The sequence below is a fragment of the uncultured Roseobacter sp. genome (assembly GCF_947491795.1).
Lineage (GTDB): Bacteria > Pseudomonadota > Alphaproteobacteria > Rhodobacterales > Rhodobacteraceae > Roseobacter.
In genome coordinates, this window is the sequence record NZ_CANLKW010000003.1 from 699679 (window position 1) to 716502 (window position 16824).

Sequence of the window (16824 nt, forward strand, 5' to 3'; positions counted from 1 at the left end):
GACATTCGCGCAGCGACGGAATAAAGACCGGCTATGACACTTGCCGACCCAAATACGCTTTCTGCCGGTGCCCCGGGTACTGCCGCTGCGCGCGCGCGCGCTCAGGGCTCAGGACGTGTGCGTGATCTCAGGCTCGACTTTTTCCGTGGTATTGCGATGTTCATTATTCTGTTCGCGCACACGCCGGGAAATTTCTTTACCTCATGGATTCCTGCCCGCTGGGGTTTTTCGGATGCGACAGAAATTTTTGTGTTCTGTTCCGGCATGGCCTCTGCAATTGCTTTCGGGTCAACCTTTGACCGGGCTGGTTTCGTTCTGGGCACAGCCCGTGTGGGCTACCGCGTCTGGCAGGTTTACTGGGCGCACGTCGGTCTGTTTTTCGCAACGGTCGCGATGGTCGTTTTCCTGACTGGTCTCGACATCACCGGACGCAATTACTGGGGTCAGCTCAATCTCTGGCCGCTCTTTGTCGAAAGCGAACGCTGGGCGAACCAGGACATATGGCTCAGCTTTATGACGCTGCGCTATGTGCCGAACTACTTTGACATTCTGCCCATGTACATGATCGTGCTGGTGATGATGCCGGTTGTGATGGCCCTGGCCCGGGTAAACCTGTGGCTGGTAGCAGCTTTCATTGCCGCAACATGGCTTATGGGACAACGGGCCCTTACAGATATGCTGGGCCTGCCGCACTGGAATTTTGTGGCCGAGCCCTGGATCAAAGACAACGGCACGCAGCGGGAGTGGTTTTTTAATCCGTTCGGATGGCAACTGATCTTCTTTACCGGCTTTGCCTTTATGCGCGGCTGGCTGCCCAAACCACCCGTTGCGCCATGGCTGATCGGTCTCGCACTGTTTCTGGTGCTGGCGAACATTCCGCTGAGCAACATCGGCGTCCGCGAATTCGGGTTTGACTGGGCGCGTGACTGGCGTGTTGAGAACCGCGCGTGGATCACGAAATCCGATTTCGGCATTTTGCGCTATATCCATTTTCTGGCCCTTGCGTACCTCTGCTGGGTGGCCGCCGGGGACAAGGGCGCCCGGTTGCTGGCCACAGGTCAGAGCATTGCTGCGCGCGTCTGGCAGCGCGCGCTGACGATCATCCTGAAAGTGGGGCAGCAGTCTCTTGCCGTCTTTATCGTCAGCATGTTCACCGCGCGTGTCAGCGGTTTTGCGCTCGACGCGCTCGGGCGGGACACTCTGACAGTGATCGCTGTAAACTTTGCGGGCATGGGCATTCTGGTCCTGACCGCCTACAGCGCCAGCTGGTTTAAATCCCAGCCATGGCGCGTACAGAAAGGAGCTGCCTGATGCTGCGACGTGATGTTCTCAAATCACTGATGGCAATGGTGGCGGTGCCAACAGTTGCTCTCGCGCAGGAGCCTGGCCTGCAACTGGGGGACGGTACGCCTTTTGACGCAGAAACTGTAATCAGCCGGGCCCGCGCTCTGGCTGCAAAGCCCTACAGCCCGCGCGATTTTATCCCGGAAAGCTGGCGCAATCTGACCTATGACCAGTACCGCAAGATCTGGTTCGACAGCCGCAATGCGCTCTGGGAGGGCACGGATAGGCCGCAGCGCGTTGATGTATTTCCGCCCGGGCTCTACTTTCCGCAGCCGGTTGAAATCAGTGTCATCGACGGCGGCCGCGCAAGGCCTCTGGCCTTTGACATGGGTGTATTCGACAAGACGGACAAATTCCCGGATGTCGAGATCGACGGCACACTGGGATACTCCGGGTTGCGACTGCGTGCAGAGCTCGAACAGCCCGGGATTTTTCAGGAATATGCCGTTTTCCAGGGGGCCAGCTATTTCCGCGGCATTGGAACCGGCGAGATTTACGGGCTGTCGGCGCGCGGTCTGGCCCTGAAAACCGGTGATCCCGCGGGCGAAGAGTTTCCGGATTTCACGGCCTTCTGGCTGGAAACACCACAGCCCGGCGCAAAACGGGTGGTTCTGCATGCGCTGCTCGACAGCCCCAGTTGCACAGGCGCGTACAGGTTCGACATTATGCATGGCGAGACCCTGCAGATGCGTGTGTCTGCAACCCTTTTTGCCCGCGAGGACATGCGTCACGTCGGCATTGCCCCTCTGACATCCATGTTCCTTTTTGATGAAACAATGCGGCAGCGGTTTTCTGATTTCCGCCCCGCGGTTCACGACAGCGACGGGCTGCTGATCCACAATGGCGCAGGTGAAGTGATCTGGCGGCCCCTGGCAAATCCAGTGTCTTTGCAGATCAGCGCCTTTTCAGACAACAATCCGCGCGGTTTTGGCCTGATGCAGCGCCCGCGCACCTTTGGGGATTTCGCGGATCTTGAGGCGCTTTATCACAAGCGCCCCGCGCTTTGGGTGACCCCTGGTGAAGACTGGGGCCAGGGCTCCGTGGCGCTCGTGGAAATTCCGGCTGATCTTGAGATCTACGACAACATCGTTGCCTACTGGCGTCCGGCACGGCCCATTGCCGTAGGCGAAAGCCACCAGATGAGCTATACGCTCGACTGGGGTGCATCGCCTGCCCCATCATCCGGTATGCCCCTGCGTGTGCTGAACACTGCGATCGGCGGCAGGCCAGAGGGTGGCAACATCGTCGCAATTGACTTTGAGGACAGCGCGCTGGTGCCCGATGACCTGTCGCGGCTGGACATTCTCGTGCGCGGCAGCGCAGGCGAGGTCACGCCCGGGCTGGTGCAGCGCAACCCGGAAACCAACGGACCGCGCCTGGCGTTCACATTCAAACCGGGAGAGGCCGATCTGATTGAATTCCGTGCGCAGCTGCGTCTGGACGGTGCCCCGCTGAGCGAAGTCTGGCTCTACCGCTGGACTGCCGGATGACAGAGCAGCCGCATATCTCCATGCCCCCCCGGGCGCCTTTGCAGATGCGGGTGCAGGACCTGACCGCGACGCCGGAGCCGAGGCCAACAGCCCACACTGCGCCGCCGCGCCTGATGCGCTGGCGACTGGGTGTATTCCTGCCTGCGTTGATGGGAACAGCGTTGCTGGTTGCGGGCATGTATGGCTGGCTGTCCGAGACCGGTATGACGGGCCTCGAATGGGCGCTTCTTACGATGATCGGGGCGACCTTTGTGTGGGTTTCACTTTCTGTAAGCACCATCGGCGTTGCCGTCGCCGGACTTCTGGCGCGCGAGGATGCTGATGATCCGGCAGTTGCCACAGCTGCCGGAATGGATGTCGCGCTGCTGGTGCCAGTCCACAACGAAGACCCAAGCGATGTGTTCGGCAACGCGGCGGCAATGCTTGACGATCTTGCCCGCCGTGACAGCCCGCACAGGTATACGTTGTTCATCCTTTCCGACAGTTCCGATGCTGACATCATCCAGGACGAAACCCGCGCCTTTGCAGCACTCGAGGCGGGGGCACCCACCGGGTTTGCCGTGCACTACAGGCGCCGCGAAACGAACACGGACAAGAAGGTAGGCAATCTGGTCGACTGGATTACCGGTTGGGGTGCCGGCTGGGAGGCCATGCTGGTGCTGGATGCTGACAGTCTGATGACCGGCAAGGCCATAGACAGGCTGTCCAGTGAGCTGAGCCGGGATCCTGACGCCGGTCTGATCCAGACCTTTCCCATGCTGATCGGTGCGGGCACTCTTTTTGCCCGGCTGCAGCAGTTCTCGAATATCGCTTACGGCTGGCTCCTGGCCGAAGGGCTGGCAAACTGGGCGCAGACCGAAGGCAACTACTGGGGTCACAATGCCATCATCCGCACCCGTGCTTTTGCCGCCTCTGCCGGGTTGCCGTATCTGGCCGACAGCAAGGGGCGTTCCGAGCTTATCCTCAGCCACGATTTTGTCGAAGCCGGTCTTCTGCGCCGCGCGGGCTGGCAGGTGCGTTTCCTGCCACGCGTCACCGGCAGCTTTGAGGAAACACCTGGCACGCTGATCGACTATGTTCTGCGCGACCAGCGATGGTGCCGCGGAAATCTGCAACACCTGCGCCTGCTGGGCACCGCCGGGCTGCATCCGGTTTCCCGTTTCCATCTGCTGCATGGTGCCGTGGCCTATCTGTTGTCGCCCGCCTGGTTCTTTTTACTTGTGGTCTGGGCTCTGCTCGGGAAAAGCGCTGAAACCAACGTGATCCGCTACTTCAACGAAGCCAATCCGCTCTTTCCGGACTGGCCCCCCGCGATGAGCCATATCGATTCAGCCGTCTTTCTGGTGATTATGTATGCGATGCTGCTGACCCCGAAACTGGTTGGCGCGGGCATCATCGCCCTGCACCCCAAAGCAACCAGGGTTTACGGCGGCAGACCTGCTTTTCTGGGCGCATTCCTGGCCGAGATTGTGCTGTCGGTCGCCTATGCGCCGATACTGATGATCCAGCAGACCCGCGCTGTGATCCGGGCGGGATTGGGCAAAAAAGTCACCTGGGCACCCCAGGCCCGTGCGGCCCGCGCTTACCCCGCATCCGTTTTGCTGCGGTTTCACTGGGTTGAAACCCTGCTGGGCGCCGTGCTGCTGGCCGGGCTCGCATCCGGCCTTGTTTCCTTGTGGCTGGTGCCGATTGCGGTAAGCCTTGCGCTCGCCGTGCCGCTCTCGGCACTCAGCGCACTGCCTGTGGCTGGCCGTATGCCGGGCCCTTTGCGCATGAACAGCCCGCACACGCTGCGCGAGCCTGCTATCGTTGCCCGCGCGCTGGAACAGCGACGCAGGGTCTCCGAGCACCTGTCCGCAACAAGAGTGCCCGCTGAATAGAGCTGGGTGTTTCGTCCGCTTCCGAATTACAGCCAAAAAAAACGTTCTGAGCCCGGGGGGGCATCAGAACGGTTTCCGACGGAGCCGCTGGTGCTCCGTCTTGGGTCAATAATTCAGGGCCTGTAGACCGGCAGTTCCCGCTTGATCCAGCCGGGGCCGGCACCAGACCCCAGCATGCCCTCAGGCACGTCAATGATCCGGGTGAACCCTGCCGCCTGCAAACGTTCGGTCATGCGCCGCGAACGAACGCCGCGCGCGCAGATCAGCGCCACTGGCATACTGCGATCGCCGTTGGTTTTCAGCAGCAGCTCATCGATGAAATCAGCGCGGCGCATATCAATCGGCAGGGCACCCTCGCCAACGCCCCAGCGCTCCCACTCATCCGGGCGCCGGATGTCCACAAGTGTGATTTCACCGCCGACAGCGGCTCGGTGTGCCTCGTCCGGACTGATGGCAGCATCGCCGCCGTTTTCGGCCAGCACATTGTACCACTGGGCAGCGACAGCACCACCGGTGGCAATACCGGCGAGGCCCAAAACAAGTGCACCCCGCCGCGTCATCCGCAGCGGGGGTTTTGGCTGGCCGTCCCTGGTCAGATCAGGCCGGTGCATGATCAGTTAACCGGTGCAGAACTGGAAAACTGTGGAATGGCGCGGTCAGAAGCCGCCGCGGATTCAATGTTTACCCAGTTGTTTTCAGACTTGGACAGGTTGCCGGAAATGTCTTCTTCCCAGAAGCCCACCACGTTTCTGGTGATGTTCAGGTAGAGTTTGTCATCCACGATCCGCCACAGGTTGGGGTTGGCCGGTACTTTGCCGCCCTGCGCCACGCCGTAAGCGCAATGCCCGTCGTACTGAGGCGCGTAAGCGGCCGGATTGGCAACAAAACGGTCGCGGTTTGCTTCGCTCGAAAAGGCGAAAACGGCACCATTGTATTCAGCGGTAATGTCTTTGTCGCCGGGAACGGCCGCAGGCTGTGCTGTGCCAACGGATGACTGCTCCAGGTCAAAATAGGCGACGACGTCGTAACCTGAAACGGCAAACCCTGTGGGGTCGACATACTGATCACCCGCATAGGACGCTGTTGCGAAAGTTGCTGCTACGGCTGTTGCAGCCAGAAGATTCATGGGGAAACGCATATGGGCATACTCCGGTTCTGACGGTTTTCGCGGACCCAGCGTCCGCCTGTGGCCAACATGTAAAAGCTAAATCCCTCGCTGTGCACCCTGTTACCGCCCTTCTCGCAGGCTTGTGACAATTTCCCGATATGCGTGATCAGAATGTGAATACCTCCCCGTAAAGACGCCCGATTATTTCAGACGCGGCGGTTTTTCAGGATCGCTCCCCGGGGCCGCGGGGACACTGGAAACGTTTTCCGGCAGCTGTGGCAGATCAAATCGCAGACCGTACTGCTCCAGCTTGGCTGCCAGGGGGTCGGCGCTGCTGAAAAAGCCGACATCCATTTCACCGGCCTCGATACCGGAAAACGTCAGCGCTTCGGCTGCCGCTCGGGCGAGCGCATCCTGTGCCTGGGGCACAGCGTCGACAAAGGCCAGAAGATGCCCCCGACCGCCGCCGTCGTAGTGCACCCCGGCAAGGCACGCAAAACGCGCAAGCCCCATCGCGGTTGCCAGTTTTGTGTCTATTGCGGCGATCAGACTGTCGGGCAGACCGGCGGGCGCCTCGACCTGTGTGATCCGTGCTTCCACCTCGTCCGGTGCATTTCCCAAGGTCCGGGCAAGCCACTCCGCAGCCTCTGCCGGCAGCAGCACTGATGACGGGGCCACATCGGGGTTCAGGCCGAGGCCGATCCCCTGCCCTTGCAGCATCCCGGCAATCGCCCGGCCGGAGAGTGCCACGTAAGCTGCAGTCTGTCCGGCGAAGGCCGCCAGCCTTTCCAGCCGGTCAAACACCAGAACATAGCGGGCATCGCCCACGTCGAACAGCTCCGGCGTTACCGTTTCATCCGTGTCATCAGGTTCTGCTTCCAGCATCAGAAACAGTTCGCAATCGGCCAGCCGTTCGTAAAAACCCAGACGCGCCGTATCGCTGTCCGGGGCGGCCATCATCGCGGCATGTGCGGCATCCAGTGGGGTTGTGTCAGTCATCCGGTGCCTTTCTTGCATCCTGCCGCGGCCCGGGCAAACCGTTGGCCTCGAACCACGGGCTTTGTCGAACCTATCCCGTATTGCGCCAGCTCGGATGTGGCAAGACCCGGATGCCCCGGCTGCGGCCGGTCTGTTTCCGCACCGCTGCGGTTACCGATGCGACAGGTCCCCGGAGGTTTTTTATGGCACAGGCACCAATAGCCAATGACACAGCCACAGCCGGCAGCATCCTGAGAACGTCTTTGCGCCAGGTCGAGTGAAGATGCGGGGTGGGCATAAACCAAAAAACCGGTCCAGTGGCCGGCCGGAAAACCGGGGCGCGCGCAGAGTACAGGCAGACGGTTCCGAGCGGATATCTTGCATAAAAACTGACGTAAGGCCGGCACCACCCGATGAAATGACCCGGCCGTCACTTCCGGAAACCACAAATGACCAAACTTTGTGCAGACAGCTAATGAAGCTCCGGGTTCAGGAGGCTGTCAGTCTGACCTGCCTGACCAGGTTATGATCGCCGTGCGGCGGGAAATTGCGCACAATCGTTTTTCGCAGGCATGTTATCGCCAACAAAGCGCCGACAATGCTGGGCTGCGTTGTACATTTGTTTCAATTCGCGACATAATTAAGTCAAATTCAGTGGATATTCCTGAAAATAAGCTCTGGCTTTAAAGAGCATTCAAGCCCGTGTCGGGCCAAAAGAGGCAGGCGGAGCAGTCATGCTGGCGTTCGAGAATGTATCCAAGTCCTTCTGGACCGGGACTCAGCACAAGGTCATCCTGGATCAGGTGTCCTTTAAGGTTGAGCTTGGCAATTCGCTTGGCATCCTCGCGCCGAACGGGACCGGGAAAACGACCCTCATCAACATGATGGCCGGCCTTGAAAAACCCGATACCGGTGAAATCAGGCGGGGATGCAACATCTCGTTTCCGCTCGGTTTTATGGGTGGCGTGGTCAACAAGGTCTCGGCGGTTGAAAACGCACGCTATATCGCGCGGCTCTACGGGCTCGACCCCGACTACGTCGAGAGTTTCTGTCGCTGGATGTGCAACCTGGATGAATACTTCGAGCAACCTCTGGGCACATATTCCGCAGGCATGCGGGCACGGTTTTGCTTTTCGCTGATGCTGGCGCTCGACTTTGATATGTATCTGATTGACGAAGGCATGCCATCAACCACTGATGCAGAATTCAACCGGCGTGCGGGAGAAGTTCTGCGCGAAAGGTTGCAGTCCACGACAATCGTGATCGTCTCTCATCAGCCCGAAATACTCGAGAAATTCGCCCGCTCTGCTGCAGTTCTGATCGGCGGTCATTTTCATATGTTCGATACTCTGGAAGAAGCGAAACAGCTTTATGACTACGAAACCCACAGCTAAAAAATACCGCATCAGACGCACGGGCCCAGGGTTGACAGCACCGACTGCGGATCCTGCGCGACGTCCGGTTTCTCACGAACCTCCGAGGGCAGATGCCGGGACGAAGGCACCGGCGGCAAAGGCGCCCCGGCAAAAGCACCATACCCCTGCCGTTCAGGTATCTCAGGCGCGCATGCATTCTGATCCCCACGCAACAGCAGGCGCAAAAGTGCAGCGGCCCGGGCAGCCTGAACGCAGAACACCCGCGTCACCTCAGGAACAGGCAGCGCATGAGATCGACGCCATCCGTCAGGAGAGCCTTACGGGTCGGCAGCTGCGCATGGCGCGCCGTGTCGCACAGAAACACGGAATGGCCCCTGCGTCGGATTTCGATGCCGTGCGGCTGCTGCGTCAACGGGGGATCGACCCCTTCCAGCGTTCGACACTTCTGGAACTGGTGGTTCCTGATCAAGAGGAAGTCACACAGAAACCCTCTGAAAAAGAGCCGCGTGTTCAGCTGCCCCAGACGGTTCCGCCCCCCGGTGAGACCCTGCCCTCAACCGAAGTGAACCCCGCCGACTGGCGCAACCGCCAGATATCTGAAATTCAGCAGGACATTGCCCGTCGCCGGAAGCGCAAAATACGAATGCTTGTTGCCAGACTGGCAGCATTTGTTTTTCTGCCAACACTGCTGGCCGGCTGGTACTTCTTTGCTGTTGCCACGCCGATGTATGCGACAAAATCGGAGTTCCTGATCCTTCAGGCCGATGGCCAGAGCGGCGCAGGCGCATCGGGTCTTCTCAGCGGGAACCAGGTTGCAACCTCTGCCGACAGCATCGCAGTTCAGTCCTATCTGCAATCCACCGAAGCAATGCTGAGGCTCGACAGTGATCTCGGGTTCAAGTCCCATTTCTCGCAGCCATTTATTGATCCGATTCAGCGGCTGTCTGACGACTCCACCAACGAGGAAGCGTACCGGACTTACCAGAAGTCGGTCAAAGTCGGATATGACCCGACAGAGGGCGTTCTCCGGATGGAGGTTATCGCCGCAGACCCGGAGGTGAGCACAAGCTACAGTGAAAAGCTGATCGGCTATGCCGAAGAGCGGGTCAACAGCCTCAGCCAGCAAAAGCGTGGCGATCAGATGGCAGATGCCGAAGAAAGCTTTCGCAATGCGGATGAAGAACGCCGTGCTGCACAGGAAGCCCTGGTAAACCTGCAACTGCAGGGTGCGACGCTGGACCCGGAGGCCGTCATCGCAAGCCTGCGGGCACAGATCACACAGATCGAGCTGCAGATCCTGGAAAAAGAGCTGCAACTGGCTGCGCTGCTGGACAATGCCCGCCCCAACCAGTCCCGCGTAGACGGTGCGCGCGGCGACATCCGGCGTCTGAACGACCAGCTTAACGAGCTGAACACGCGGATGACCGATGCCAGCCAGGGCGAAAACTCTCTGGCCCAGCTCAGTGTGCGCATCCAGATGGCACAGGCCGACCTGGCCACGCGCGATATGCTGCTCCAGTCAGCTTTGCAGCAGATGGAACAGACACGGCTCGAAGCAAACCGCCAGGTCCGCTATCTGACGATCAGTGTGAAACCTGTTACGCCGCAGGAAGCAAGTTATCCGCGCAGTTTCGAGAATACCCTGCTCGCCTTCTTGATCTTTGCGGGTATCTACCTGATGGTCTCTCTGACGTCTTCAATACTCAGAGAACAGGTGACTTCCTGATATGCAGCATGTTTCAGTCGGCGATCTGACGATAGGCAATGACCTGCCCCTGACCATCATCGCGGGCCCCTGCCAGCTGGAAAGCGAAGACCACGCGCAGATGATCGCTGGCAAAATGAAAGAGGCCTGCGCGGCGGCCGGTGCCGGCTATGTGTTCAAGGCCTCCTATGACAAGGCAAACCGCACGTCGCTGGACGGGAAACGCGGGCTTGGCATCGATCAGGGCCTGAAAGTGCTGCAATCCGTCGGCAAAGCAAACGGCGTGCCTGTGATCACTGATGTACACAACGAGGCACAATGCGCTATCGCCGCTGAAGTGGCGGAAATTATTCAGATCCCTGCGTTTCTGTGCCGGCAGACCGATATGCTTCTGGCCGCCGGTAACACCGGTGCAGCGATTAATGTGAAAAAGGGTCAGTTTCTGGCACCCTGGGAGATGGAGAACATCTGCACCAAGATCGAAAGCACCGGCAACAAACGCATCCTGCTGACGGAACGCGGTACAACATTCGGCTACAACACACTTGTCGTCGACATGCGCTCGCTGCCTCAGATGGCGACCACGGGCTATCCGGTTGTGATGGACGCCACGCATTCGGTGCAGCAACCCGGCGGGCGTGGCGGCTCATCCGGCGGTCAGCGCGAGTTTGCACCCGTCATGGCGCGGGCGGCAGCGGCGGTCGGTGTTGGCGCCATCTTTATGGAAACGCACCAGGATCCGGACAACGCGCCCTGCGACGGCCCGAACATGATCTATCTTGACCAGATGCCTGCCCTGATTGAGACGCTGATGTCTTTTGACCGGCTGTCCAAAGCATCACCGCTTCAGTTCTGAGCGGCCAGAAAGAGACACAGCATGAAACCTGCACCCATCGTTACCCCGAACACGTGGGAATTCCTGCGCGATCCGATGATCGCCCCGACCGGGTTCCGGGAATATGACGCGCGCTGGCAGTACCCCGAAGAGATCAACCTGCCGGGGATGACCGCCCTGGGCCTGGGCCTGGGCACGCAGATACACAGACGGGGAATTGAGCCCGTGATTGCTGTGGGCAACGACTATCGCGACTATTCGCTGGCCATCAAAAACGCGCTGATGATCGGCCTGATGCAGGCTGGTATCCGTGTGCGTGACATCGGCCCGGCGCTTAGCCCGATGGCTTATTTTTCGCAGTTTCACCTGGATGCGCCCGCCGTCGCCATGGTAACGGCAAGCCACAACCCAAACGGCTGGACCGGTGTGAAGATGGGGTTTGAGCGCCCCCTGACCCACGGACCGGACGAGATGAGCGAACTGCGCGATATCGTTCTGAATGGTCAGGGCGCGCCGCGTCCCGGCGGCTCCTATGAATTTGTCGAAGGAGTACGGGAAGCATACCTCGACGATCTGGCAGGCGATTTTCGCATGTCTCGCCCCCTCAAGGTAGTCTGTGCAACCGGAAACGGAACCGCTGCGGCCTTTGCGCCTGACCTGCTGCGCCGCATCGGTGTCGAGGTGGTCGAAAGCCACGCAGAGCTGGACTACACCTTCCCGCACTACAATCCGAACCCCGAAGCGATGGAGATGCTGCACGACATGTCGGCATCCGTCAAAGCTTCCGGCGCTGATCTGGCCCTGGGTTTTGACGGAGACGGTGACCGCTGCGGCGTAGTCGATGATGAGGGCGAAGAAATATTCGCAGACAAGGTTGGCGTCATCATGGCGCGCGATCTTGCACAGCTGCATCCGGGCGCGACATTCGTTGCCGACGTCAAATCCACCGGCCTTTTTGCGTCCGATCCGGAGCTGAAAAAACACGGTATCGTGGCGGACTACTGGAAAACCGGGCACAGCCACATGAAACGCCGGGTGAAAGAGCTGGGCGCACTCGCCGGATTTGAAAAGTCCGGGCACTACTTTCTCGCCGAACCTATTGGCCGGGGCTATGACTGTGGCATGCGGGTGGCCGTGGAAATCTGCAAACTGATGGACCGCAACCCAGGCAAATCCATGTCAGACCTGCGTCGCGCGCTGCCGGTGACCTGGTCTATGCCCACCCTGTCGCCATGGTGTGCTGATACAGAAAAATACGATACGCTGACGCGGATCGTCGCCAAAATTGAGGCACTTGCCCAAAACAGCGGCACGCTCGGCGGGCGCGGCATCTCTCAGGTTGTGACCGTCAACGGCGCGCGCGTGATTCTCGACAACGGTGCCTGGGGGCTGGTGCGCGCGTCTTCCAACACGCCCAACCTTGTCGTGGTCTGCGAAAGCCCGGACAGCGAAGCCGAACTACGCGCCATTTTCAGCGACCTTGACGCGATCATACGCACAGAACCAGGTGTCGGTGACTACGACCAGTCCTTCTGAACCTGTCAGTCAAACAAACCGCGCAGCTTGTCTTTGACTTTGTCTTTGGCGGCATCCTCAATTGACTTGGTCGCCCCGCCAAGTTTTTCGTCAATTTTTTCCTTGGCCTTGGCTTTCAGCTCTTCTTTTTCCTGCTCAAGGCGGAAATCAACCGCGGCTTCGAGATCCGGGCGGATTGACACATCTGTCCACGGCCCCTGGAACCGGACCGGAATGGCGATCCCCTGACCGCTGTTGGCGCGCAGCGCCACCGGCGTGAAGGTATAATCAACATTCTGCGCACCGATGCCGACAATACCCTCGCCGGAAGCACGGTAGTTTTTGAGCTGCAACAGCAGGTCGCGATTATTGAGAACGCCGCCGGCGATCGTCCAGGAGCCGGTGAGACTGTCAAATATGGTAGTGCCCCCGCCTGCGTCCCCTGATCGCATCAGCCGGTCAAGGTTGATCCCCTCTATGGTGCCCTGACCAATGCTAAGACTGCCATCACCGGACAGAGACTTCATGATCGCATCCACAGAAGACCCGGCCCCCAGAAAGCTCACTTTGAGGTTTCCGACACCGGTAAGACGGTCCAGATCAATGGCATCCCGCAGGACAAGCTGCATCTGGATGGAAGCTGCGTTTATCGCGCCCCCGACAGACAGCCCGCTGCGATTGTTGATCACAAACTGTCCGGTCACGTTACCCTGATAGGCTGCAACTTCACGCAACTGGAACACCATTCGGGAATTATCGTTGCTCAGCACCGTGCGCGTCTGCCCCAGCTGGAACGTGCCGAGATCGATACTCTGGGCGCTCAGCGCGATATCTCCATTGAAAGCTGCAAGGCCGCTGGCATCCACCGGATCTTTGGGCCAGCCACCCGATGACGCGGCAGGTGATCCGCCTGCCGAGCCGCCGCTCTGCCCGCCGTCACCACTGCTCAGATCGCTGAGATCCAGTGGGCCTGCGTCCAGTTGTGCATTGATCTGTGGTACGCCGTTCAGCCCGATATCAGCAGCACCGGTCAGCCGGTTACCCCCGAGATCCACAACAAGATCACGCAGCGAAAGCTGCCGGTCCGCAGTCAGCGTGAGCGCCGTCGACAGATCGATACTGCGCCCAAGCTTTGCCGGCAGATCAACCCCCGGCAGGCCAAGTGATTGCAAAAACGCCGACGTGTCGGCGGTGTTCATCGCCAGTTGACCCGCCACTTCTCCGGCCGTGCTTGCCCGGCCATCCAGCGACATCGTGCCCGGGCCCGCCTTTACCGACAGTGTAACGTTCTGCACGTTGCCGGTGATAAAGCCCGCAAACCCGTCAACAACGGCCTCTACTTCAACAGGTGTGCCAGCAGGGCGCAGCGTGGCCCGGATATCCGCGGGCCCGAGACGCTCGGGCCAGTCGAGCGTCAGATCAACTCCGGCATAAGACACGATATCGCTGCCTTCGGCGTCATAGATAAGCTGGGCGTCTTTTATACTGACACGCTCAATACTGATCGGGCGCGCCTCGCGGGCCGGCGAGGTTTCGGTTTCTATCTGCGCCTCGCCGCTTGCGTCCGTGAACTGCCAGCTGGCGCGTCCGTCGCGCTTTTGCTCCAGACGGATCGTCGGGCTCTCTGCCTCGATATTGGTGATCCGGATTTCACCTCGCAGCAGGCTCGCGGCATCCACACCGATAGCGGCATTCGCAGCCTGCAGCATCGGACCCTGTTCGGACCAGTCTGCATTGCCAACTTCCAGCCCGGCGGCCCGCACGCCCAGTACCGGCCAGAACGTCAGCGCGACATCCCCGTTGATTGAAACGTCCCGCCCGGTCACTGTGCGCAGCTGGTCCGTTGCAATCCGGGCAATGCGGTCTGCCGGCAGAAACATCACCGACACAACAAGAATAATGGCCAGAACGACCACCAGCGCCAGAATCCGGAAAACCCACTTCATGACCTGCTCCTCATAATTTCACCGCCCCTTTTCGCTGGGGCTCAACTGCACTATAGCGCGGTACATGAGCACCAACCCGCCCGATCTTCGCCCTGACATCGCCCCACGTGCCCGACTGGCAGACCCTGCACGCGCAGGTCAGCCAACGGTCGGGATGGTCAGCCTGGGCTGCCCCAAAGCTCTCGTTGACAGCGAACGCATTCTGACGCGGCTGCGGGCCGAAGGCTATGGCATCTCTCCTGATTATGCAGGGGCAGATGCGGTCATTGTCAACACCTGCGGTTTTCTCGACAGCGCAAAAGCAGAGAGCCTGTCCGCTATTGGTGAGGCCCTGGCGGAAAATGGTCGCGTGATCGTGACCGGCTGCCTGGGCGCCGAGCCGGAATATATCACCGGTGCCCACCCTAAAGTGCTGGCTGTGACGGGGCCCCACCAGTATGAACAGGTGCTCGATGCGGTACATGCCGCAGTACCGCCGGACCCGGACCCTTTTGTTGATCTGCTGCCTGCCAGCGGCGTCAGCCTCACGCCCCGGCACTTCAGCTATCTGAAGATTTCCGAAGGCTGCAATCACAAATGCAGGTTCTGCATCATCCCTGACATGCGCGGCAGGCTGATGAGTCGACCAGCGCATGCGGTTGTGCGCGAGGCAGAGAAGCTGGTCGAAAACGGTGTACGCGAACTGCTGGTGATCAGCCAGGACACGTCGGCTTATGGGGTGGATATCCGCCACGCAGAAGATCGCGGGCACCGCGCGCATATCACCGATCTGGCGCGCGACCTTGGCTCGCTGGGGGCCTGGGTGCGGCTGCACTATGTATACCCCTATCCCCACGTGCGGCAGCTGATCCCGCTGATGGCCGAAGGACTGGTCCTGCCGTATCTGGATATTCCGTTTCAGCATGCGCACCCGGAAGTACTGCGGCGCATGGCGCGCCCGGCGGCGGCGGCAAAAACGCTGGATGAAATCGCCGCCTGGCGGGAGATCTGCCCGGACCTGACACTGCGTTCGACCTTTATCGTGGGATACCCCGGCGAAACGGAGGCGGAGTTCAGGACTCTGCTGGACTGGCTGGACGAAGCACAGCTCGACCGGGTTGGCTGCTTTCAGTACGAAAACGTAGAAGGCGCACGATCCAATGCCCTGCCCGATCATGTTGCAGCGGATGAAAAACAGGATCGCTGGGACCGTTTTATGCAAAAAGCCCAGAGCATATCGGAGGCGAAACTGGCCGCCAAAGTGGGACAGACGCTTGACGTTATCGTCGACGAGGTGGACGACGAAGCCGCAACCTGCCGCACAGTGGCGGACGCGCCGGAAATCGACGGAAACCTCTTTATTGACGAGGGTTTTGAAAACCTGCGCCCCGGCGAGATCGTTAAAGTGCTGGTCGATGAGGCAGGCGAATATGACCTCTGGGGCCGTCAGCTGTCTCAATAGTCAGGTTTTGACCTGAGCGTGACCCGCTCCATGTTGTTGCAACAGTACCAACAGCGGAGAGGCAAATGTCCGATACACCCAAAGTCGCCAAAAAAGGCCCCTACCCCGTGGATGTGACCGCGGGGAAAACCTATTTTTGGTGCACATGCGGCCAGTCCGGAAACCAGCCTTTCTGCGACGGTTCGCACAAGGAAACCGGCTTTTCCCCGATGAAGTATGAGGCCGAAAAAGACGGGAAACTCTTCTTTTGCGGGTGCAAGGCCACTGGGAATGCCCCGCTCTGTGACGGATCGCACAACAAACTCTGAGCAGCGGATACAGGCTCCATCAGTGGCACAACCGGGTGCCGGGTGCCGCTGCACTTGAAAATGTTCTTGTTATGTTCCAGATTAACAGAACATGAATGGAGCAGTTATGTCCTTACATCCCGCCCTCCCCGGATTGCTGACGCCGCAGCAGGGTACGCTTGCCTTGCACCAGCCAACGCCGGGAAGTGAAAAACAGATCCGCTACGCCCAGGCACTGGCGCGCCGGTCCGGTGTGTCGTTGCCGGGCAGCGTCATACGTGATCGCCGGAAGCTTTCGGAGTGGATTGACCTTCACAAACCGCGCTTACCCGAAAGCCGTTTTTCTGACTATCCCACGTCAAAGCAGGTTGCTTTTGCCGAGCGGATTGCCCGGGTTCGCCGACGCGACATTCCGCGTGAGTGCTTTCGTGATAAATCGCTCATGTCCGGGTGGATCGACAGCAATAAACCACGCTGAGCGTTTCGTCGCACCGGGCTGGTGATGGCGGAAATGAGACCTATCTGCCGGACATGATGGAACAACAATCTGACGAGACCGCAGTCCTGTACAACGATGCCTGCCCGGTATGCGCCAAAGAGATCCGGCACTATGCCGGCATCAGCGAAAAGCAGGCACTGGCGATCAGATATGACGACCTGAACGATGCAGCACGGCTGCAAAGCTGGGGTCTGACGGCCGATCAGGCAGCCCGGCGCCTGCATGTACGCAAAAACGGTCAGGTTCTGGACGGAATACCCGCATTCATTGCCCTGTGGCAGGATATCCCGCGGTATCGCTGGCTTGCGCGCCTGGTATCACTGCCCGGTGTGCATATTACTGCCCGTCTTTTGTATGATCACATTCTGGCGCCGCTGTTGTATCGCCGTCACCTCGCACGTTCGGCGCGCGGCTGATAAG

15 protein-coding genes are annotated in these 16824 nt (G+C 59.7%); 11 read left to right on the plus strand and 4 right to left on the minus strand.

All coding sequences use genetic code 11. The annotated features are described in order from the left end of the window. The first annotated feature begins 33 nt into the window (after window positions 1–33). The 3 genes from Q1A34_RS15185 to mdoH are packed head-to-tail and all read left to right on the plus strand — an operon-like array spanning window position 34 to window position 4714. Entirely contained in the window at window positions 34–1311 is a 1278-nt protein-coding gene (locus Q1A34_RS15185) for an OpgC family protein (protein WP_300035856.1), read from the plus strand. Then, entirely contained in the window at window positions 1311–2834 is a 1524-nt protein-coding gene (locus Q1A34_RS15190; RefSeq protein ID WP_300035859.1) for a glucan biosynthesis protein, read from the plus strand. The genes Q1A34_RS15185 and Q1A34_RS15190 overlap by 1 nt, the downstream gene beginning before the upstream one ends. Continuing rightward, on the plus strand, window positions 2831–4714 hold the full coding sequence (mdoH, locus tag Q1A34_RS15195; RefSeq protein WP_300035862.1) for a glucans biosynthesis glucosyltransferase MdoH: 1884 nt from the start codon (window positions 2831–2833) through the stop codon (window positions 4712–4714). Before Q1A34_RS15190 ends, mdoH begins: the two co-directional genes overlap by 4 nt. A 113-nt stretch (window positions 4715–4827) precedes the next feature. On the opposite strand, the gene Q1A34_RS15200 is transcribed toward mdoH, so the two are convergent. From Q1A34_RS15200 to Q1A34_RS15210, 3 genes are all read right to left on the minus strand, one after another. Then, window positions 4828–5325 carry a rhodanese-like domain-containing protein gene (locus Q1A34_RS15200; protein ID WP_300035865.1) on the minus strand — a complete coding sequence of 166 codons (498 nt, stop codon included), beginning with the start codon at window positions 5323–5325 and terminating at the stop codon, window positions 4828–4830. 2 nt (window positions 5326–5327) lie between these two features. After that, a complete protein-coding gene (locus tag Q1A34_RS15205; protein ID WP_300035868.1) occupies window positions 5328–5840 on the minus strand; it encodes a YHS domain-containing (seleno)protein in 513 nt (170 codons plus the stop codon). Window positions 5841–6023: 183 nt separating this feature from the next. Beyond that, complete coding sequence (locus Q1A34_RS15210; protein WP_300035871.1) at window positions 6024–6821, minus strand: SseB family protein; 798 nt, start codon at window positions 6819–6821, stop codon at window positions 6024–6026. 713 nt (window positions 6822–7534) lie between these two features. Between Q1A34_RS15210 and Q1A34_RS15215 the strand changes: the two genes are divergently transcribed. The 4 genes from Q1A34_RS15215 to Q1A34_RS15230 are packed head-to-tail and all read left to right on the plus strand — an operon-like array spanning window position 7535 to window position 12252. Next, window positions 7535–8194 carry an ATP-binding cassette domain-containing protein gene (locus Q1A34_RS15215; RefSeq protein ID WP_300035873.1) on the plus strand — a complete coding sequence of 220 codons (660 nt, stop codon included), beginning with the start codon at window positions 7535–7537 and terminating at the stop codon, window positions 8192–8194. Then, window positions 8172–9902 carry a capsule biosynthesis protein gene (locus tag Q1A34_RS15220; RefSeq protein ID WP_300035876.1) on the plus strand — a complete coding sequence of 577 codons (1731 nt, stop codon included), beginning with the start codon at window positions 8172–8174 and terminating at the stop codon, window positions 9900–9902. The genes Q1A34_RS15215 and Q1A34_RS15220 overlap by 23 nt, the downstream gene beginning before the upstream one ends. A gap of 1 nt (window position 9903) precedes the next feature. Beyond that, window positions 9904–10737 carry a 3-deoxy-8-phosphooctulonate synthase gene (gene kdsA, locus Q1A34_RS15225; RefSeq protein ID WP_300035879.1) on the plus strand — a complete coding sequence of 278 codons (834 nt, stop codon included), beginning with the start codon at window positions 9904–9906 and terminating at the stop codon, window positions 10735–10737. Window positions 10738–10758: 21 nt separating this feature from the next. Next, window positions 10759–12252 (plus strand): phosphomannomutase/phosphoglucomutase, encoded by a 1494-nt coding sequence (locus Q1A34_RS15230; RefSeq protein WP_300035882.1) that lies wholly within the window; start codon window positions 10759–10761, stop codon window positions 12250–12252. A 5-nt stretch (window positions 12253–12257) separates the two neighbouring features. On the opposite strand, the gene Q1A34_RS15235 is transcribed toward Q1A34_RS15230, so the two are convergent. Then, complete coding sequence (locus Q1A34_RS15235; protein ID WP_300035885.1) at window positions 12258–14177, minus strand: AsmA family protein; 1920 nt, start codon at window positions 14175–14177, stop codon at window positions 12258–12260. Between the two features lie 64 nt (window positions 14178–14241). Between Q1A34_RS15235 and rimO the strand changes: the two genes are divergently transcribed. From rimO to Q1A34_RS15255, 4 genes are all read left to right on the plus strand, one after another. After that, complete coding sequence (rimO, locus tag Q1A34_RS15240) at window positions 14242–15618, plus strand: 30S ribosomal protein S12 methylthiotransferase RimO (protein WP_300035888.1); 1377 nt, start codon at window positions 14242–14244, stop codon at window positions 15616–15618. Between the two features lie 65 nt (window positions 15619–15683). Then, window positions 15684–15926: a CDGSH iron-sulfur domain-containing protein gene (locus tag Q1A34_RS15245; RefSeq protein ID WP_300035891.1), complete on the plus strand. Its 243-nt coding sequence runs from the start codon at window positions 15684–15686 to the stop codon at window positions 15924–15926. Between the two features lie 91 nt (window positions 15927–16017). Then, window positions 16018–16383 carry a hypothetical protein gene (locus Q1A34_RS15250; protein WP_300035893.1) on the plus strand — a complete coding sequence of 122 codons (366 nt, stop codon included), beginning with the start codon at window positions 16018–16020 and terminating at the stop codon, window positions 16381–16383. Between the two features lie 53 nt (window positions 16384–16436). Continuing rightward, entirely contained in the window at window positions 16437–16820 is a 384-nt protein-coding gene (locus tag Q1A34_RS15255; RefSeq protein WP_300035896.1) for a thiol-disulfide oxidoreductase DCC family protein, read from the plus strand. Window positions 16821–16824: the final 4 nt, after the last annotated feature.

What these genes read in the sequence shown, in the direction of transcription:
- Q1A34_RS15185 (WP_300035856.1), top strand. Translation starts at nt 34, where the DNA reads ATGACACTTGCCGACCCAAATACGCTTTCTGCCGGTGCCCCGGGTACT.
- Q1A34_RS15190 (WP_300035859.1), top strand. Translation starts at nt 1,311, where the DNA reads ATGCTGCGACGTGATGTTCTCAAATCACTGATGGCAATGGTGGCGGTG.
- mdoH (WP_300035862.1), top strand. Translation starts at nt 2,831, where the DNA reads ATGACAGAGCAGCCGCATATCTCCATGCCCCCCCGGGCGCCTTTGCAG.
- Q1A34_RS15200 (WP_300035865.1), bottom strand. Translation starts at nt 5,325, where the DNA reads ATGCACCGGCCTGATCTGACCAGGGACGGCCAGCCAAAACCCCCGCTG.
- Q1A34_RS15205 (WP_300035868.1), bottom strand. Translation starts at nt 5,840, where the DNA reads ATGAATCTTCTGGCTGCAACAGCCGTAGCAGCAACTTTCGCAACAGCG.
- Q1A34_RS15210 (WP_300035871.1), bottom strand. Translation starts at nt 6,821, where the DNA reads ATGACTGACACAACCCCACTGGATGCCGCACATGCCGCGATGATGGCC.
- Q1A34_RS15215 (WP_300035873.1), top strand. Translation starts at nt 7,535, where the DNA reads ATGCTGGCGTTCGAGAATGTATCCAAGTCCTTCTGGACCGGGACTCAG.
- Q1A34_RS15220 (WP_300035876.1), top strand. Translation starts at nt 8,172, where the DNA reads ATGACTACGAAACCCACAGCTAAAAAATACCGCATCAGACGCACGGGC.
- kdsA (WP_300035879.1), top strand. Translation starts at nt 9,904, where the DNA reads ATGCAGCATGTTTCAGTCGGCGATCTGACGATAGGCAATGACCTGCCC.
- Q1A34_RS15230 (WP_300035882.1), top strand. Translation starts at nt 10,759, where the DNA reads ATGAAACCTGCACCCATCGTTACCCCGAACACGTGGGAATTCCTGCGC.
- Q1A34_RS15235 (WP_300035885.1), bottom strand. Translation starts at nt 14,177, where the DNA reads ATGAAGTGGGTTTTCCGGATTCTGGCGCTGGTGGTCGTTCTGGCCATT.
- rimO (WP_300035888.1), top strand. Translation starts at nt 14,242, where the DNA reads ATGAGCACCAACCCGCCCGATCTTCGCCCTGACATCGCCCCACGTGCC.
- Q1A34_RS15245 (WP_300035891.1), top strand. Translation starts at nt 15,684, where the DNA reads ATGTCCGATACACCCAAAGTCGCCAAAAAAGGCCCCTACCCCGTGGAT.
- Q1A34_RS15250 (WP_300035893.1), top strand. Translation starts at nt 16,018, where the DNA reads ATGAATGGAGCAGTTATGTCCTTACATCCCGCCCTCCCCGGATTGCTG.
- Q1A34_RS15255 (WP_300035896.1), top strand. Translation starts at nt 16,437, where the DNA reads ATGATGGAACAACAATCTGACGAGACCGCAGTCCTGTACAACGATGCC.